Consider the following 17145-nt stretch of genomic DNA (forward strand, 5'->3'; position numbering starts at 1 on the left):
GGCGCACCACCGGTGGTGCGCCCCTCACCCACGCCCCGGCGGGGTCGACGGCGGGTCGGCTCAGGAGCGCGCGATCGTCTCGTGGTGCCGGATGACCTCGGCGATGATGAAGTTGAGCAGCTTCTCGGCGAAAGCGGGGTCGAGTTTGGCGCTTTCCGCCAGTTCGCGCAGCCGGGTGATCTGCCGGGATTCGCGGGCGGGGTCGGCCGGGGGAAGCTTGTGGGCGGCCTTGAGGTGACCGACCTGCTGGGTGCACTTGAAGCGCTCGGCGAGCATGTGGACCACGGCCGCGTCGATGTTGTCGATGCTGTCGCGCAGCCGGGCCAGCTCGGCGCGTACGGCGGTCTCGGCCTCGTCGGTCGTGCTGGTCTGGTCCGGCTGGCCGGGGCGGTCGGCGGGGTCGGTCTCGCTGTGCGTCATGGCCCCCGACCCTATGCCAGCGGGCCATCCGCCGAAGCTCCGGGACCACCCCGCCCCCGGTGGGGGGTTAGGTAAGGGGACGGGGCGGTCTCCCGGGGAGGGCCGCCCCCGGTTGCGGCGCCTCCACCGTGGAGGAGCCGTAGACGCGGAATGAGGTTCCCTTGGACTCCGGGATTTTCCGCACCGGCCGCCGAGATCGGTCATAGGGGGTGTCTTGTCGGTCAGGCCGGATCAGCGAGCGGCGTCAGGGGGCACCTCCCAGCGGTAGCTGGGGGAGGCGCTGCGTGCGACGAGCGCGGGGCCGCGAGGTGCCGTGCCAGGCGTCGGGAGCCCGGCATGATCGGCACGACACCCCCTAAGCTCACGGCATGATCGCGACGCTTCAGTGCACCGTCATCGACTGTCCGGACCCGGCCGCGCTGGCCGCCTTCTACGGCGCGGTCCTGGGGTGGGAGGTGGATGACAGCGACCCGGAATGGGCGACCCTCACCTCGGCGGACAGGCAGCGGATCGCCTTCCAGCTGGCGCCGGACCACCAGCCGCCGCGCTGGCCGGACCCGGCTCATCCGCAGCAGATGCATCTGGACTTCGACGTGCCGACGATCGAGGACGCGGAGCGGGCGCAGCAGGAGGTGATCGCGCTGGGGGCGACGTTCCTGCACGACAGCCGCGGGGAGCGGTCGGGGTTCCGGGTGTTCAGCGACCCGGCCGGGCACCCGTTCTGCATCTGCTACGGCCAGATGTAAGAGGCCGGACCCAGGCGGCCAGAGGTAGGCGGCCGGACGTGACGCGGACCCGGCGCGCACTGCCGCGCCGGGTCCCGTTCGTTTCTGCCGCGATGTGCCGGATCAGCCGCCGAGCTGGGCCGCGGCGGTCTTGATGTTCTGGGCGAAGGTGCTCACCTCGGTGTAGACACCGGGCTTGCCGGGCCGGGCACAGCCCTCGCCCCAGCTGACGATGCCGACCTGGATCCACTGCCCGGCGTCGTCCTTGCGGAACATCGGGCCGCCGGAGTCGCCCTGGCAGGTGTCGACGCCGCCCTGGGCCATCTTGCCGGCGCAGATCTCCTCACCGGCGACGAGTTCGCTGTACGCCGACTTGCAGGTGGCGTCGTCGACGAACGGCACGGTGGCCTTGAGCAGGTAGCGCTGCTGGCCGCCGCCCTCGACGGCGGCGCCCCAGCCCGCGACGGTGAAGTCGCCCTTGTTGTACGCCGTGGTCTCGGCGATCTTCAGGGTGGGCTGGTTGATGGGCTGGGCGAGCTTGATGAGGGCCCAGTCCTTGCCGGTGCCGTTGTAGCCCGGGGCCTGCAGCACACGGGTGGACTTGACCTTGGTGGCGCTGGAGCTCTGGAGGTCGACGACGCCCGCGGTGGCGGTGATGGAGGTGTTGGCGCCGCTGCCGTTCACACAGTGGGCGGCGGTGAGCACGAGGGTCTTGGTGTAGAGCGCGCCGCCACAGCCCATGGAGAGCCGGACCATGAAGGGGAATTCACCCTGGGCGGCGCGGGTGCCGCCGACGACGGAGGGACCGGGCTCGGGACCGGTGGGCTGGGCGGTCGCGGTGCCCGGCATGAGGCTGAAGGCGGCGAGGGCGGCGGCGCCGAGGGCCGCGGATCTCTTCAGGTGCTTCAGTGCGTTGCGCAACGGAAGTCCTCTCGTGGGGGGTTGTGCAAAATGTCAGGCCCATGCCAAATCGCAGGGACCTGTGTCATGCCCAGTGATTATGTGAAGTCCGCGAACAGGCTGACAAGGGTTGCTTTCCGGCCATCCGCGCGCCCCGCCCCCGCACCCGGCCCCCGCCCGTACAGTGGGCCCGTGGCGGCACCGGGCAGCGACATCGAACACGGCTATCCGCACCTGGACATGGTCCGGGCCTCGCTCACCGCGCTCTACCGGCGGCTCTCGCGCGACACGGTGGACACCTTCGGGCTCAGCGTCGTCCCCGGCGACGTGGCCTTCTCCGACCAGGACGACCTGCACCTGGGCGTCCAGCGGGTGGCCCGGGTGATGGTGCAGCACATGCGGCTGCCGGACGCCCGGATGATCGTGAGCTTCCGCGAGATGCGGCACGCCGGGAACGTGGAGCTGGCCGCCGGGCCGGAGTACTTCATCGAGCTGAACTCCCGCTTCAAGACCCACCGCCGCGACATCGGGGCGGCCCTCGCCCACGAGGTCACCCATGTCTATCTGCACCGGCTCGATCTGGCCTTCCCCGGCACCCGCGACAACGAGATCCTCACCGACACCACCGCCGCCTACCTCGGCACCGGCTGGCTGCTGCTCGACGCGTACCGCCAGGACGCGGTCACCAGCCAGAAGCTGGGCTACCTGACGCCGGAGGAGTTCGGCTACGTCCTCGCCAAGCGGGCCCGGCTCTTCGACGAGGACCCGTCCCCCTGGTTCACCAGCCCGCAGGCGTACGAGGCATACGCCAAGGGTCTGGAGCTGGCCGAGCGCGACGAACGACAGCCGCCGCTCGCCGCGGCCGGGTGGACCGGCCGCCGCCGGTACGCCAAGGACCGCCGTTCGGCCCAGTCCGGTCACTCCTCCCCCACCGGGGGCGATTACGTCTTCGAGAGCGGTCCGCCGCTCAGCGTGTCGTTCCCCTGCCCTACGTGCCGTCAGCGCATCCGGCTGCCGGTGCGCGGCAGGCTGCGGGCGCGCTGCGGACTGTGCCGTACGGTCCTGGAGTGCGACACCTGACGGGGACCCCGACGGGACGGGGCCGCGTTCGAGCGCACTCCACGTCGTACCCTCGCGTGCATGAGCCCCTCCATCGCCACCAACACCCGCGTCGCCCTGGACGAGCTGCTGGAGTTCGTCCGCCCGCGCCACCGCGCCATCCTGATGACCCGCCGGACCGACGGCTCCCCGCAGGCCTCCCCGCTGACCTGCGGCGTCGACGACTCGGGCCGTATCGTCATGTCCACCTATCCCGAGCGCGCCAAGGTCCGCAACGCCAAGCGCGACACGGCCGTCAGCCTGATCGTGCTGTCCGACGAGTGGAACGGCCCATGGGTCCAGATCGACGGCACCGCCGAGGTGATCGACACCCCCGACTCGGTCGAACCGCTCGTCGAGTACTACCGGAACATCGCCGGTGAGCACCCGGACTGGGACGAGTACCGCTCGGCCATGCGCAAGCAGGGCAAGTCCCTGATCCGGGTCACACCCGAGCGCTGGGGCCCGATCGCCACCGGCGGCTTCCCCGCCCGGCTGGTGGAGGACTCCCCGGAAAGCTGAGCGGTACCGAGGCGATCAGCGCCGTCACTCCTCACGGTCGAGTCCGGCGGCGCGGGCCCGGTCCGCCCCGCCCAGGCGGCCAGTTCGGCGCGCAGGGGCGAGTCAGCGGCGGTCGACCGGACACGCCACGCGGCGCCCTCCCCCGGTCGGGTGGGGGAAGGCGCCGCGCGGCCGGTCCGTACGCCGTTGTACGGGCGGAGACTTGAGGACCGTCAGTGAATGCAGGTCAGACCATGAGGGCCCGGTCCGTGGGGCGGATCGGCGCGGGCAGGGCACTGGCCCCGGCCAGGTAGCGGTCCACGCCGCGCGCCGCGGAGCGGCCCTCGGCGATGGCCCAGACGATCAGCGACTGACCGCGGCCCGCGTCACCGGCGACGAAGACGCCGTCCACGTTGGTGGCGAAGTCCGCGTCGCGCGCGACGTTGCCGCGCTCGTCCAGCTCCAGGCCGAACTGCTCGACGAGGCCGTTTTCCCGGTCGGTTCCGGTGAAGCCCATGGCCAGGGTGACCAGCTGGGCCGGGATCTTCCGCTCGGTGCCCGGCTTCTGCTCCAGCTTGCCGTCCTTGAACTCCACCTCGATCAGGTGCAGCCACTGGACGTTGCCGTCCTCGTCGCCCTCGAAGTGGGTGGTGGAGACGGAGTAGACCCGCTCGCCGCCCTCCTCGTGGGCCGAGGTGACCTTGTAGAGCATCGGGAAGGTGGGCCAGGGCTGGCCCGGCGCGCGCTCCTCGCCCGGCTTGGGCATGATCTCCAGCTGGGTGACGGAGGCGGCGCCCTGCCGGTGGGCGGTGCCGACGCAGTCGGCGCCGGTGTCACCGCCGCCGATCACCACGACGTGCTTGCCCTCGGCGGTGATGGGGGGCGCGGTCAGGTCGCCCTCCTGCACCTTGTTGGCGAGCGGCAGGTACTCCATCGCGAAGTGGATGCCGTTCAGCTCGCGGCCCGGGGCGGGCAGGTCACGGGAGGTGGTGGCACCGGCCGCGATGACGACCGCGTCGTACCGCTTGCGCAGCTTGGCGGCGTCGATGTCGCGCCCGATCTCGGTCTCGGTGCGGAACTTGGTGCCCTCCGCGCGCATCTGCTCGATGCGGCGGTTGATGTGGCGCTTCTCCATCTTGAACTCGGGGATGCCGTAGCGCAGCAGCCCGCCGATGCGGTCGGCCCGCTCGTAGACGGCGACCGTGTGTCCGGCGCGGGTCAGCTGCTGGGCGGCGGCGAGCCCGGCCGGGCCCGAGCCGATGACGGCGACGGTCTTGCCGCTGAGCCGCTCGGGCGGCTGCGGGGTGACGTCACCCGAGTCCCAGGCCTTGTCGATGATGGTGACCTCGACGTTCTTGATGGTCACCGCCGGCTGGTTGATGCCGAGGACACACGCGGACTCGCACGGGGCGGGGCACAGCCGCCCGGTGAACTCCGGGAAGTTGTTGGTCGCGTGCAGCCGCTCGCTGGCCTCCCGCCAGTCCTCGCGGTAGGCGTAGTCGTTCCACTCGGGGATGAGGTTTCCGAGCGGACAGCCGTTGTGGCAGAACGGAATGCCGCAGTCCATGCACCGGCCGGCCTGCTTGCTGATGATCGGCAGCAGGGAGCCGGGGACGTAGACCTCGTTCCAGTCCTTGACCCGCTCGTCCACCGGACGGGTCTTGGCCACCTCACGGTCGGTGGTCAGGAAGCCCTTGGGGTCAGCCATTGGTCGCCGCCTCCATCATCTTCTCGTGGGTCTCGGACTCGGAGAGTCCGGCTCGCTCGGCGGCGTCCTTGGCGGCGAGCACGGCCTGGTACGTAGCGGGGATGATCTTGCTGAAGCGGGCGAGCGCGGAGTCCCAGTCGGCGAGCAGCGCGGCCGCGACGGTGGAACCGGTCTCCTCCTGGTGGCGGCGCACAGCGTCGTGCAGCGCCTGCTTGTCGGTGTCGTCCAGCTCACCGATGGCGTCGAGGAGAGCGCCGTTGACGTTGTCCCGGTCGAGGTCGATGACGTACGCGATGCCACCGGACATCCCGGCCGCGAAGTTGCGCCCGGTCGGGCCGAGGACGATGGCCTGGCCGCCGGTCATGTACTCGCAGCCGTGGTCGCCCACGCCCTCGGAGACCACGGTCGCGCCCGAGTTGCGGACGCAGAACCGCTCGCCGACCTTGCCACGCAGATACATCTCGCCGCCGGTCGCGCCGTACGCGAGGGTGTTGCCCGCGATGGTCGAGTACTCGGCGAGGTGGTCGGCGCCCCGGTCCGGGCGGACGATCACGCGGCCGCCGGACAGGCCCTTGCCGACGTAGTCGTTGGCGTCGCCCTCCAGCCGCAGCGTGACGCCGCGGGGCGCGAACGCGCCGAAGGACTGGCCGGCCGAGCCGGTGAAGGTGATGTCGATGGTGTCGTCCGGCAGGCCCGCGCCGCCGAACTTCCGCGTCACCTCGTGACCGAGCATGGTGCCGACGGTCCGGTTGATGTTGCGGATGGCGACCTGGGCGCGGACCGGCTGGGCGGCCTCGGCGGAGTCCGCGTTCAGCGCGTCCGCCGCGAGCTTGATCAGCTCGTTGTCCAGGGCCTTCGCCAGGCCGTGGTCCTGCTCGATCACCTGGTGGCGGACGGCGCCGTCCGGCAGCTCGGGGACGTACAGCAGCGGGCCGAGGTCCAGGCCCTGCGCCTTCCAGTGCTGCACGGCCTGGCTGGTGTCCAGCAGCTCGGCGTGGCCGATGGCCTCGTCCAGCGTGCGGAAGCCCAGCTCGGCGAGGAGCTCGCGGACCTCCTCGGCGATGAACTGGAAGAAGTTGACCACGAACTCGGCCTGGCCGTTGTAGCGCTCGCGCAGCACCGGGTTCTGGGTGGCGATGCCGACCGGGCAGGTGTCCAGGTGGCACACGCGCATCATCACGCAGCCGGAGACGACCAGCGGCGCGGTCGCGAAGCCGAACTCCTCGGCACCGAGCAGCGCGGCGATCACCACGTCGCGGCCGGTCTTCAGCTGGCCGTCGGTCTGCACGACGATGCGGTCGCGCAGCCCGTTGAGCAGCAGCGTCTGCTGGGTCTCGGCGAGGCCCAGCTCCCAGGGGCCGCCCGCGTGCTTGAGCGAGGTGAGCGGCGAGGCGCCGGTGCCGCCGTCGTGGCCGGAGATCAGTACGACATCGGCGTGCGCCTTGGAGACGCCCGCGGCGACGGTGCCGACGCCGACCTCGGAGACCAGCTTGACGTGAATGCGCGCCTTGGGGTTGGCGTTCTTCAGGTCGTGGATCAGCTGGGCGAGGTCTTCGATGGAGTAGATGTCGTGGTGCGGCGGCGGGGAGATCAGGCCGACGCCGGGCGTCGAGTGCCGGGTCTTGGCCACCCACGGGTACACCTTGTGGCCGGGCAGCTGGCCGCCCTCGCCGGGCTTGGCGCCCTGCGCCATCTTGATCTGGATGTCATCGGAGTTGACCAGGTATTCGCTGGTCACGCCGAAGCGGCCGGAGGCGACCTGCTTGATGGAGGAGCGCCGCGCCGGGTCGTGCAGCCGGTCGGAGTCCTCGCCGCCCTCACCGGTGTTGGACTTGCCGCCCAGCTGGTTCATGGCGATGGCCAGGGTCTCGTGCGCCTCCTGCGAGATGGAGCCGTACGACATGGCGCCGGTCGAGAACCGCTTGACGATCTCGCTGACCGGCTCGACCTCCTCGATCGGGATCGAGGGCCGGTCGCCGTCCTTGAAGGAGAACAGGCCGCGCAGGGTCATCAGCCGCTCGGACTGCTCGTTCACCCGCTCGGTGTACTTCTTGAAGATGTCGTAGCGGCGCGCGCGGGTGGAGTGCTGGAGCCGGAAGACCGTCTCCGGGTCGAACAGGTGCGGCTCACCCTCGCGGCGCCACTGGTACTCGCCGCCGATGTCCAGCGCGCGGTGCGCGGAGGGGATGCCGGTGGCCGGGTACGCCTTGGCGTGCCGGGCGGCGACCTCCTTGGCGACGATGTCCAGGCCCGCGCCGCCGATCTTGGTGGTGGTGCCGTGGAAGTAGGTCTCCACGAAGGACTCGTCGAGACCGACGGCCTCGAAGACCTGGGCGCCGCGGTAGGAGGCCACGGTGGAGATGCCCATCTTGGACATCACCTTCAGGACGCCCTTGCCGAGCGCCTTGATCAGGTTCTTGATCGCGGTCTCGGACTCCATGCCCGGCAGGAACGTTCCGGCCCGGACCAGGTCCTCGACCGACTCCATCGCCAGGTACGGGTTGACGGCGGCGGCGCCGTAGCCGATGAGCAGCGCGACATGGTGCACCTCGCGCACGTCGCCCGCCTCGACCAGCAGCCCCACCTGGGTGCGCTGCTTGGTGCGGATGAGGTGGTGGTGCACGGCGGAGGTGAGCAGCAGCGAGGGGATCGGCGCGTGCTCGGCGTCCGAGTGCCGGTCGGAGAGCACGATCAGCCGGGCGCCGTCCTCGATGGCGGATTCCGCCTCGGCGCAGATCTCCGCCAGCCGCGCGGCCAGCGCGTCACCGCCGCCACTGACCCGGTAGAGACCGGACAGGTTGGCGGCCGTCAGACCCGGCATGTCGCCGTCGGCGTTGATGTGGATGAGCTTGGCCAGCTCATCGTTGTCGATCACCGGGAAGGGCAGGGTGACGCTGCGGCAGGAGGCCGCGGTCGGCTCCAGCAGATTGCCCTGCGGGCCCAGCGAGGAGATCAGCGAGGTGACCAGCTCCTCGCGGATCGCGTCCAGCGGCGGGTTGGTGACCTGCGCGAACAGCTGGGTGAAGTAGTCGAACAGCAGCCGCGGCCGCTCGGAGAGGGCGGCGATCGGCGAGTCGGTGCCCATCGAGCCGATCGGCTCGGCACCGGCCTTGGCCATCGGCGCGAGCAGGACCCGCAGCTCCTCCTCCGTGTAGCCGAAGGTCTGCTGGCGACGGGTGACCGAGGCGTGGGTGTGCACGATGTGCTCGCGCTCGGGCAGGTCGGCCAGGTCGATCAGCCCGGCCTCCAGCCACTCCCCGTACGGCTGCTCCGCGGCCAGCTCGGCCTTGATCTCGTCGTCTTCGATGATCCGGTGCTCGGCGGTGTCCACCAGGAACATCCGGCCCGGCTGGAGACGGCCCTTGCGGACAACCTTGCCCGGGTCGATGTCCAGGACGCCGACCTCGGACGACAGCACGACCAGCCCGTCGTCGGTGACCCAGTAGCGCCCCGGGCGCAGACCGTTGCGGTCCAGCACGGCGCCGACCTGGGTGCCGTCGGTGAAGGTGACACAGGCCGGGCCGTCCCAGGGCTCCATCATCGTGGAGTGGTACTGGTAGAAGGCGCGCCGGGCCGGGTCCATCGAGGGGTGGTTCTCCCACGCCTCGGGGACCATCATCAGCACCGAGTGCGGCAGCGAGCGGCCGCCGAGGTGCAGCAGCTCCAGGACCTCGTCGAAGGTCGCGGAGTCGGAGGCGTCCGGGGTGCAGAGCGGGAAGATCCGGTCCAGGCCCTTGTCCCCGAAGAGGTCGCTGACCAGCTGGGATTCGCGGGCCCGCATCCAGTTGCGGTTCCCCTGGACGGTGTTGATCTCACCGTTGTGGGCCACGAAGCGGTACGGGTGGGCCAGCGGCCAGCTCGGGAAGGTGTTCGTGGAGAACCGGGAGTGGACCAGCGCGATCGCCGTGGCGAAACGGCGGTCGGACAGATCCGGGAAGAACGGCTCCAGCTGGCCGGTGGTCAGCATGCCCTTGTACACCACGGTGCGGGAGGACAGGGACGGGAAGTACACGTCCGCCTCGCGCTCGGCGCGCTTGCGCAGCGCGAACGCCTTGCGGTCCAGCGCCAGCCCACTGCTGGTCCCGTCCGCGACGAAGAGCTGGCGGAAGGCGGGCATGGTGGCGCGCGCGCCGTTGCCCAGCAGCTGGGGGGCGACCGGCACCTCGCGCCAGCCGAGGACGGTCAGCTCCTCCTCGGCGGCGATCCGCTCGATGTGCTCCGCGGCCGCGTCGTCCGCTCCCTCGGGGAGGAACGCGATACCCACCGCATACGACCCGGCTTCGGGAAGGTCGAAGTCGGTCACGTCCCGCAGGAAGGCGTCCGGGACCTGTACGAGAATGCCCGCGCCGTCACCCGAGTCGGGCTCCGAGCCGGTGGCGCCTCGGTGCTCCAGGTTCCGTAGCACGGTGAGAGCCTGCTCAACGAGCTGGTGGCTGGCCTCGCCGGTGAGGGTCGCCACGAAACCGACGCCACAGGCGTCGTGCTCATTGCGCGGGTCGTACATCCCCTGGCGGGCGGGGTGGGATGCGGAACGCATCGGCTCTCCCGTCGTCGTCATGGCATTTTGCGTGTGCCGAGGGACGACGTTGGCCCTCCGCGAGAATTTCGTGCAGGTTACATGATGGGTCGGTTCTCGGGAAGTGGATATTCCGTTTCACCATGTGGACACCCCTGCACGGGGCGAGTCGGGCGATGGGGACGTAGCGGCCTCCGTCGCCCCGGCGCGAGACGGGCCACACTGCCCGAGCGCTTCGGCTTTATGCCCGCTGGTAAAGGGATCGAAACCGCCGAGTAACAGCGTAGTTATGCGGTTACTCGTATGAGAGGTCGCGGGAGAGGTCAGCCTACGGCCGTACCGAACAGGGTGCCCAGGGCGTAGGTCACACCCGCCGCCGCCCCGCCCAGCGCCAGCTGCCGCAGCCCGCTGAACCACCAGGGCCGGGCCGTCACCCGGGCCACCACCGCACCGCAGGCGAACAGCCCCAGCAGCGCCAGCAACACCGCGGGCCACAGCGCCACCGCGCCCAGCAGATACGGCAGCACCGGCAGCAGCGCGCCCAGGGCGAACGAGCCGAACGACGACACCGCGGCGACCAGCGGCGACGGCAGATCGTCCGGGTCGATGCCCAGCTCCTCGCGGGCGTGTATCTCCAGCGCCTGTTCCGGATCCTTCGACAGCTGCGCCGCCACCTCGCGGGCCAGCTGCGGCTTCACGCCCCGCGACTCGTACAGGGCCGCCAGCTCCGCCAGCTCGTCCGCCGGATGCTTGCTCAGCTCACGCCGCTCGACCTCCAGCTCGGCCTCGACCAGCTCACGCTGGGAGGCGACGGAGGTGTACTCACCGGCCGCCATCGAGAACGCGCCGGCGGCAAGCCCCGCCAGCCCGGTGATCACGATGGTCTGCCGGTCCACGGCCCCGCCCGCGACGCCGGTCATCAGCGCCAGGTTGGAGACCAGCCCGTCCATGGCCCCGAAGACGGCCGGGCGCAGCCAGCCGCCGTTCACATCGCGATGGGTGTGGTTGTCGCGGTGTGCGATGTGCGGTGACTCGATGGTGTCGATGACGGACATGTGAGTACGTGCTCCCTTCGCGGGCGCGGACCTGCCGCCCGCACCCCAATGACTCGAAGGTAGACACGCGACCCCCTGTCCCGCCAGCAAGGAAGGCCGAACTTACCCTTCTGACCTGCGAAGACGCAGAGAGGCCGCCGAAACTCGATGGTTCCGGCGGCCTCTTCGGCGTACGCGTCAGGGTTTCTTGGTCGCCTCCGGTTCGGCCGAGGCCTTCGCCTCGGCGGGAGCCTTCGCCTCGCTGCCGTCCTCGCTGCCGTCCTCGTCCTTGGCAGTCTCCGCGGCGGGGCCGTCCTCCACCGCGGGGCCGTCCTCCGCCGCCACGGGCTCGACGACCTCTTCCCGGCCGGGAGCCTTCTTCGCGGAGATCACCAGGTACGCCACCGCGGCCAGGAAGACGACGATCGACGTCCAGTCGTTGAGCCGCAGGCCCAGGATGTGGTGGGCGTCGTCCACCCGCAGGTACTCGATCCAGAAGCGGCCCACGGTGTACGCGGCCACATAGAGGGCAAACGCCCGGCCATGGCCCAGCTTGAAGCGGCGGTCCGCCCAGATCACCAGCAGCGCCACGCCGACGCACCACAGCGACTCGTAGAGGAACGTCGGGTGGTACGTACCGGCCACGCGCCCGGTGTCGGGGTCGGCGTCGATCTTCAGGCCCCACGGCAGCGTGGTCGCCTTGCCGTACAGCTCCTGGTTGAACCAGTTCCCCCAGCGGCCGATCGCCTGGGCCAGGGCGATGCCGGGGGCGATGGCGTCCGCGTACGCCGGGAGCGGGATCCCCCGGCGGCGGCAGCCGATCCAGGCACCCAGCGCGCCCAGCGCCACGGCACCCCAGATCCCCAGGCCGCCTTGCCAGATCTTGAAGGCGTCGACCCAGTTCTGGCCGTCCGTGAAGTACAGCTGGTAGTCGGTGATGACGTGGTAGAGCCGCCCTCCCACCAGGCCGAAGGGCACCGCCCACACGGCGATGTCGGCAACGGTGCCGACCTGGCCGCCGCGGGCGACCCAGCGCCGCCCACCGAGCCAGACGGCAGCGAAGACGCCGATGATGATGCAGAACGCGTAGCCGCGGAGCGGGATCGGACCGAGGTAGATCACGCCGGACGACGGGCTGGGAATGTAAGCGAGTTCCATGACAGGGTCGACGCTACCGTGCCGGGCGGCGGATGCGGCAACTGCCCGGCACAACGTGTGGATAACGGGTCTCAGCCCCTCGCCGCCGCCGCGACCAGACGCTTCAGCTTGTTGTTCGACAGCGGGGTGTCCGGACCGTAGATCGACTTGCCGTCGAGCAGCACGGTCGGGGTCGAGGCGAAACCGGAACGGTTGAAGTCGGTGTGCGACTTCCTGACCCACCCGTCGTGGCGCCCGTCCTCGACGCACTTCCGGAAAGCCGCCGTGTTCAGCCCGGGCACCTTGCCGGCCAGCCGGACCAGCTTGGCGTTCTTCGCGTACGCGTCCCGGGTCTCCGCCGGCTGGTTCCGGAACAGCACGTCGTGGTACGCCCGGAACTTCCCCGCGTCCTGGGCACACGCGGCCGCGTTCGCCGCGCGCACCGAGCCGGTGCCGCCCAGGTTGCCGTCGATGATGGCGACGAGGTGGTATTCCACCCGCATCCGGCCGCGGTCCTCCAGCTGGTTCACGGTCCGGTGGAAGACGTCCTCGAACTGCTTGCAGCCGGGGCAGCGGAAGTCCTCGTACACGGTCAGCGTGGCCGGGGCGCCGCGCCTGCCGGCCGGGATGACCAGATCGCCCTTCCCCGTCGCGCCCCGCGGCGGTTCGACGGAGCTGCCGGACTTGCCCGAGTCCTGGTTCACCTTGGTCGCGAACACGCCCACGCCACCGGCGACCGCGAGGACGGCGACCACCGCCCCGGCCATGCCCAGCGTCCGCTTCCGCTTGCCGCGCGCCCTGTCCTTCTCGCGCTCTTCCCGCAGTCGCTCCCGGGCGCTGCGCTTTCCCTCACGGTTTTTCTGGCTCACGCCCTCGCCTAACGAGGCGGAGGGGCACCGCTCAGCCCCTCCGCCCCGTATTCCCTCTAACGAGCGACGCGAACGCCCTCCGCCAGCTCACCCGCCAGCCGGCGCACGCCCTCCAGCCCGGCCTCCGGGGTCTCGGCGTCCAGCAGCCGCTTCACAAAGGCCGACCCGACGATGACCCCGTCCGCGAACTGGGCGACCTCGGCCGCCTGCGCGGCGTTCGACACCCCGAGCCCCACGCACACCGGCAGCTCGGTGGTCGCACGGGTGCGCGTGACCAGCTCGCGCGCCTCCTGTCCCACCGATTCCCTCGTTCCGGTGACGCCCATCAACGACGCGGCGTAGACGAAACCGCTGCCCACCGCCGTGATCTTCGCCAGCCGCTCGTCCTGGCTGCTCGGCGCGACCACGAAGACCGTGGCCAGCCCGTGCTGCTCGGCGGCCTTCCGCCACACCTCGGACTCCTCGACCGGAAGATCCGGCAGGATGCACCCGGCGCCCCCGGCCGCGGCCAGCTCGGCGGCGAACCGCTCGACGCCGTACCGGTCGACGGGGTTCCAGTAGGTCATGCACAGGATCGGCGCACCGGTCGCCGTGTGCACCTCCCCCACCGTCCGGATCACATCGCGGATGCGGACCCCGCCCCGCAAGGCGATGTCGTCCGCGGTCTGGATCACCGGCCCGTCCAGCACCGGGTCGCTGTGCGGCAGCCCGACCTCGACGACGTCACAGCCGCCCTCGATCATGGCCGTCATCGCCGCGACCCCGCCGTCCACGCTCGGGAAACCGGCGGGCAGATAGCCGACGAGCGCCGAGCGCCCCTCGTCCTTGGCCTTGGCCAGTACGGACCCCAGCAGCTCCAGATTTCCGGCCATCACTTGGCTCCCTCGTCGTAGAGCCCGAAGTACCGAGCCGCCGTGTCCATGTCCTTGTCACCACGCCCGGACAGATTCACCACGATCAGTCCGTCGGTGCCCAGCTCCCGCCCGAGGTCCAGCGCCCCGGCCAGCGCGTGCGCGCTCTCGATCGCCGGGATGATCCCCTCGGTCTGCGACAGCAGCCGCAGCGCCCGCATCGCCTCGTCGTCCGTGACGGCCCGGTACTCGGCCCGCCCGGTGTCCTTGAGGTACGCGTGCTCCGGCCCGACCCCGGGGTAGTCCAGCCCGGCCGAGATCGAGTACGGCTCGGTGATCTGGCCTTCCTCGTCCTGCAGCACGTACGAGCGCGAGCCGTGCAGGATCCCGGGCTCGCCGTGGCTCAGCGTCGCCGCGTGCTCCCCGGACTCCACCCCGTGCCCCGCGGGCTCGAACCCCACGATGCGCACGGCCTCGTCCCCCAGGAACGCGTGGAACAGCCCAATGGCATTGGACCCTCCCCCCACGCACGCCGCCACCGCGTCCGGCAGGCGCCCGGTCCGCTCCAGGATCTGCCGCCGCGCCTCCACGCCGATCACCCGGTGGAAGTCCCGCACCAGCGCCGGGAACGGATGCGGCCCGGCCACCGTGCCGAACAGGTAGTGCGTGCGGTCCACATTGGCGACCCAGTCACGGAACGCCTCGTTGATGGCGTCCTTCAAGGTGCGGCTGCCGGACTTCACGGCGATGACCTCGGCGCCCAGCATCCGCATCCGCGCCACGTTGAGCGCCTGCCGCTGGGTGTCGACCTCGCCCATGTAGATCGTGCACTCGAGCCCGAACAGCGCACACGCGGTCGCCGTGGCGACGCCGTGCTGACCCGCGCCGGTCTCGGCGATGACCCGGGTCTTGCCCATCCGCTTGGTGAGCAGGGCCTGCCCGAGCACGTTGTTGATCTTGTGGGACCCCGTGTGGTTGAGGTCCTCCCGCTTCAGGAAGATCCGCGCGCCCCCGGCGTGCTCGGCGAACCGCGGCACCTCGGTCAGGGCGCTGGGCCGCCCGGTGTAGTTGACCAGCAGGTCCTCAAGCTCGGCCGCGAAGGCGGGATCGGCCTTGGCCTTGGCGTACTCCGCGGCGACCTCATCGACCGCGGCGACGAGCGCCTCGGGGATGAACTTGCCGCCGAACGCACCGAAATACCCCTCGATACTGGGGACCTGACCCTCGGGGTCCGGAATGAAGAAATCAGAGGACATCAGACGTACTCCGCGAAGTCGTGATGAACGGAACGCACCACCGGTCGGTGGCCGCTGACGAGACAAGTGGGCACATCGCACCGCCGACGCACGCGACAACGCGCCGTCAGCGCACGCGGCGCACCCAGCGATAGCCCACCGTCAGCGCCATCGGCGCCCGTTGACCTGCCCCGGCTCGCATCCGATGTGGTAGCGCACGCGACGCCCGCGCACCCGCCGTGCGGGTGCGCGGCATCCCCGGGGGCGGCACCCCCGCGCCAGGCGCGCGCAGACGTCCATGATCCGGTCAGTCCCGCCCGTGCCGCAGCGCCGGATGCGCACCGGCCGCCACCAGATCGGCGACCGCGCCCTTCGGGTCGCGCCCCGTCACCAGGGACTCCCCGACCAGCACCGCGTCGGCACCGTCGTTCGCGTAGGCGATCAGGTCATGCGGCCCGCGCACACCTGACTCCGCGATCTTGACGATGTGGTCCGGGATCTCCGGCGCGACCCGCGCGAAGTTCCCCCGGTCCACCTCAAGCGTCTTCAGGTTCCGCGCGTTGACGCCGATCAGCCGCGCTCCGGCGGCCACGGCCCGCTCGGCCTCTTCCTCGTCGTGCACCTCGACCAGCGGGGTCAGCCCGATCGACTCGGCCCGCTCGATCAGCGAGACCAGCGCCTCCTGCGGCAGGGCGGCCACGATCAGCAGCACCACGTCGGCGCCGTACGCCCGCGCCTCCCACAGCTGGTAGGAGGTGACGATGAAGTCCTTGCGCAGCACCGGGATGTCGACCTTGGCCCGGACGGCCTCCAGGTCGGCCAGCGAGCCGCCGAAGCGCCGCTGCTCGGTGAGCACGCTGATGAGGGACGCGCCGCCCGCCTCGTAGTCGGCGGCGAGGGCGGCCGGGTCGGCGATCGCGGCGAGCGCGCCCTTGGACGGGCTGGACCGCTTGACCTCGCAGATCACCTTGACGCTGTCACCCTTGAGCGCCGCCACGCCGTCCTTCGCCGGCTGGGCCTTGGCCGCCCGCTCCTTGAGCTCGTCGAGGGTGACGCGCGCCTGCCGCTCCGCGAGGTCGGCACGGACACCGTCGATGATCTCGTCGAGCACACTCACGCGAGCGGCCCCCTTCCGGGACGGGGATGGAGCTTCTGGTCGAATGCGATGGTAGCTGTCAAAGCACCGAGGTCTTGCATCCGGTTGACGTCACGTCCCACCACGTGGTCGAACGCCATGTCTCGCACAACAACGATCAGGGAGCCAGTAGTCCCCCGAAGGGGAAATTCCGGACGACGGTGAAGACGAGGACGGCACCCCCGATCACCCAGCCGTGCCACGCCTGCCACCCGGCTCCCCGCCCCGCGGGCCACGGCCGCCCGAGGGCCCGGACACACCACACCGCCCACGCCACACAGAACACGCCTCCGCACACCACGACCAGCGCGTTGTCCCCCAGGGCCCGCAGCAGCTGGCCGTGCGCCACCGCGTGGGCGCTGCGCAGCCCGCCGCAGCCGGGGCAGTACAGCCCGGTCAGCCGGAACAGCGGGCAGACGGGGTAGTGGCCGGGCTGATGGGGATCGACGGCACCGACGTACCCGAAGGCGGCGACGACGCCGATGAGCACGGCCAGGGGACCGAGGAGCCGACGTGCCGCGGATGACAGGACCACATCGCCGAGTCTCCCCGGGAAACCACGAAGGCGCAGCTCAGGGCCGTGCCCACTGGCCCGTACGGATCATCGCCCCGTACGGGTCACCGGCACCGGCCCCGCGCCGCGCCTCGCTGACTCACTCCTGGGTCTGCACCTGCTTCTCGCCCACCATCCGCAGCGGCTTGGCCTTCGGGCTGCCGAGCCCGGCCGCGCGCATGGCCATCGTGACGACACCGCCGAGGAGAGCGATGACCATGCCCGCCCAGAAGCCGAGCGGGTTGGCCAGCACGGTGAACGCTCCGGCGACGCAGAAGCCGATGAAGGCGATGGTGACACCGGTCCAGGCGGCCGGGGTGTGCCCGTGGGCGTTGGACATGAATTCTCCTCGTAGCTCTACACAGCGCCTGGTCCCGGCGCGCGGGGCGAAGCTCCCACGCCATTGTCCCCGATGCCCGAAGCGCCCTTGAGCGGGGGTACCTCCCCGGCACCTGCCCCGCGT

16 protein-coding genes are annotated in these 17145 nt (G+C 70.9%); 3 read left to right on the forward strand and 13 right to left on the reverse strand.

What is annotated here, in order from left to right; all coding sequences use genetic code 11:
* Positions 1–60 precede the first annotated feature (60 nt).
* The gene (locus ACZ6CL_RS09615; protein WP_468933389.1) at positions 61–420 is read right to left on the reverse strand and encodes a chorismate mutase; all 360 of its coding nucleotides are present in this window, start codon (positions 418–420) and stop codon (positions 61–63) included.
* Between the two features lie 368 nt (positions 421–788).
* On the opposite strand from ACZ6CL_RS09615, the gene ACZ6CL_RS09620 reads away from it, so the two are divergent.
* The gene (locus ACZ6CL_RS09620) at positions 789–1166 is read left to right on the forward strand and encodes a VOC family protein (RefSeq protein ID WP_468933391.1); all 378 of its coding nucleotides are present in this window, start codon (positions 789–791) and stop codon (positions 1164–1166) included.
* Between the two features lie 102 nt (positions 1167–1268).
* On the opposite strand, the gene ACZ6CL_RS09625 is transcribed toward ACZ6CL_RS09620, so the two are convergent.
* A complete protein-coding gene (locus ACZ6CL_RS09625; protein ID WP_468933392.1) occupies positions 1269–2066 on the reverse strand; it encodes a S1 family peptidase in 798 nt (265 codons plus the stop codon).
* Positions 2067–2285: 219 nt separating this feature from the next.
* On the opposite strand from ACZ6CL_RS09625, the gene ACZ6CL_RS09630 reads away from it, so the two are divergent.
* Both ACZ6CL_RS09630 and ACZ6CL_RS09635 read left to right on the forward strand, forming a co-directional pair.
* On the forward strand, positions 2286–3125 hold the full coding sequence (locus ACZ6CL_RS09630) for a hypothetical protein (RefSeq protein WP_468935155.1): 840 nt from the start codon (positions 2286–2288) through the stop codon (positions 3123–3125).
* Between the two features lie 60 nt (positions 3126–3185).
* Positions 3186–3665, forward strand: a complete 480-nt coding sequence (locus ACZ6CL_RS09635) for a PPOX class F420-dependent oxidoreductase (RefSeq protein ID WP_468933394.1) — start codon at positions 3186–3188, stop codon at positions 3663–3665.
* Between the two features lie 226 nt (positions 3666–3891).
* On the opposite strand, the gene ACZ6CL_RS09640 is transcribed toward ACZ6CL_RS09635, so the two are convergent.
* The 11 genes from ACZ6CL_RS09640 to ACZ6CL_RS09690 form a co-directional block, all read right to left on the reverse strand.
* Positions 3892–5352, reverse strand: a complete 1461-nt coding sequence (locus ACZ6CL_RS09640; protein WP_468933396.1) for a glutamate synthase subunit beta — start codon at positions 5350–5352, stop codon at positions 3892–3894.
* Complete coding sequence (gene gltB, locus ACZ6CL_RS09645; protein WP_468933398.1) at positions 5345–9889, reverse strand: glutamate synthase large subunit; 4545 nt, start codon at positions 9887–9889, stop codon at positions 5345–5347. The genes ACZ6CL_RS09640 and gltB overlap by 8 nt, the downstream gene beginning before the upstream one ends.
* 302 nt (positions 9890–10191) lie before the next feature.
* The gene (locus tag ACZ6CL_RS09650) at positions 10192–10923 is read right to left on the reverse strand and encodes a VIT1/CCC1 transporter family protein (protein WP_468933400.1); all 732 of its coding nucleotides are present in this window, start codon (positions 10921–10923) and stop codon (positions 10192–10194) included.
* Between the two features lie 177 nt (positions 10924–11100).
* Positions 11101–12060, reverse strand: a complete 960-nt coding sequence (gene lgt / locus ACZ6CL_RS09655; protein ID WP_468933402.1) for a prolipoprotein diacylglyceryl transferase — start codon at positions 12058–12060, stop codon at positions 11101–11103.
* A 71-nt stretch (positions 12061–12131) separates the two neighbouring features.
* The gene (locus tag ACZ6CL_RS09660; protein ID WP_468933405.1) at positions 12132–12908 is read right to left on the reverse strand and encodes a DsbA family protein; all 777 of its coding nucleotides are present in this window, start codon (positions 12906–12908) and stop codon (positions 12132–12134) included.
* 56 nt (positions 12909–12964) lie between these two features.
* On the reverse strand, positions 12965–13780 hold the full coding sequence (gene trpA, locus ACZ6CL_RS09665) for a tryptophan synthase subunit alpha (RefSeq protein ID WP_468933407.1): 816 nt from the start codon (positions 13778–13780) through the stop codon (positions 12965–12967).
* Positions 13780–15015 carry a tryptophan synthase subunit beta gene (gene trpB / locus ACZ6CL_RS09670; protein WP_468933408.1) on the reverse strand — a complete coding sequence of 412 codons (1236 nt, stop codon included), beginning with the start codon at positions 15013–15015 and terminating at the stop codon, positions 13780–13782. The genes trpA and trpB overlap by 1 nt, the downstream gene beginning before the upstream one ends.
* Positions 15016–15156: 141 nt before the next feature.
* Positions 15157–15294, reverse strand: a complete 138-nt coding sequence (trpM, locus tag ACZ6CL_RS09675) for a tryptophan biosynthesis modulator TrpM (RefSeq protein WP_468933410.1) — start codon at positions 15292–15294, stop codon at positions 15157–15159.
* A gap of 7 nt (positions 15295–15301) precedes the next feature.
* On the reverse strand, positions 15302–16111 hold the full coding sequence (trpC, locus tag ACZ6CL_RS09680) for an indole-3-glycerol phosphate synthase TrpC (protein ID WP_468933413.1): 810 nt from the start codon (positions 16109–16111) through the stop codon (positions 15302–15304).
* A 136-nt stretch (positions 16112–16247) separates the two neighbouring features.
* The gene (locus ACZ6CL_RS09685) at positions 16248–16664 is read right to left on the reverse strand and encodes a DUF2752 domain-containing protein (protein WP_468933415.1); all 417 of its coding nucleotides are present in this window, start codon (positions 16662–16664) and stop codon (positions 16248–16250) included.
* 118 nt (positions 16665–16782) lie between these two features.
* The gene (locus ACZ6CL_RS09690; protein ID WP_468933418.1) at positions 16783–17022 is read right to left on the reverse strand and encodes an HGxxPAAW family protein; all 240 of its coding nucleotides are present in this window, start codon (positions 17020–17022) and stop codon (positions 16783–16785) included.
* Positions 17023–17145: the final 123 nt, after the last annotated feature.

Source organism: Streptomyces sp. NPDC041200, assembly GCF_055591805.1.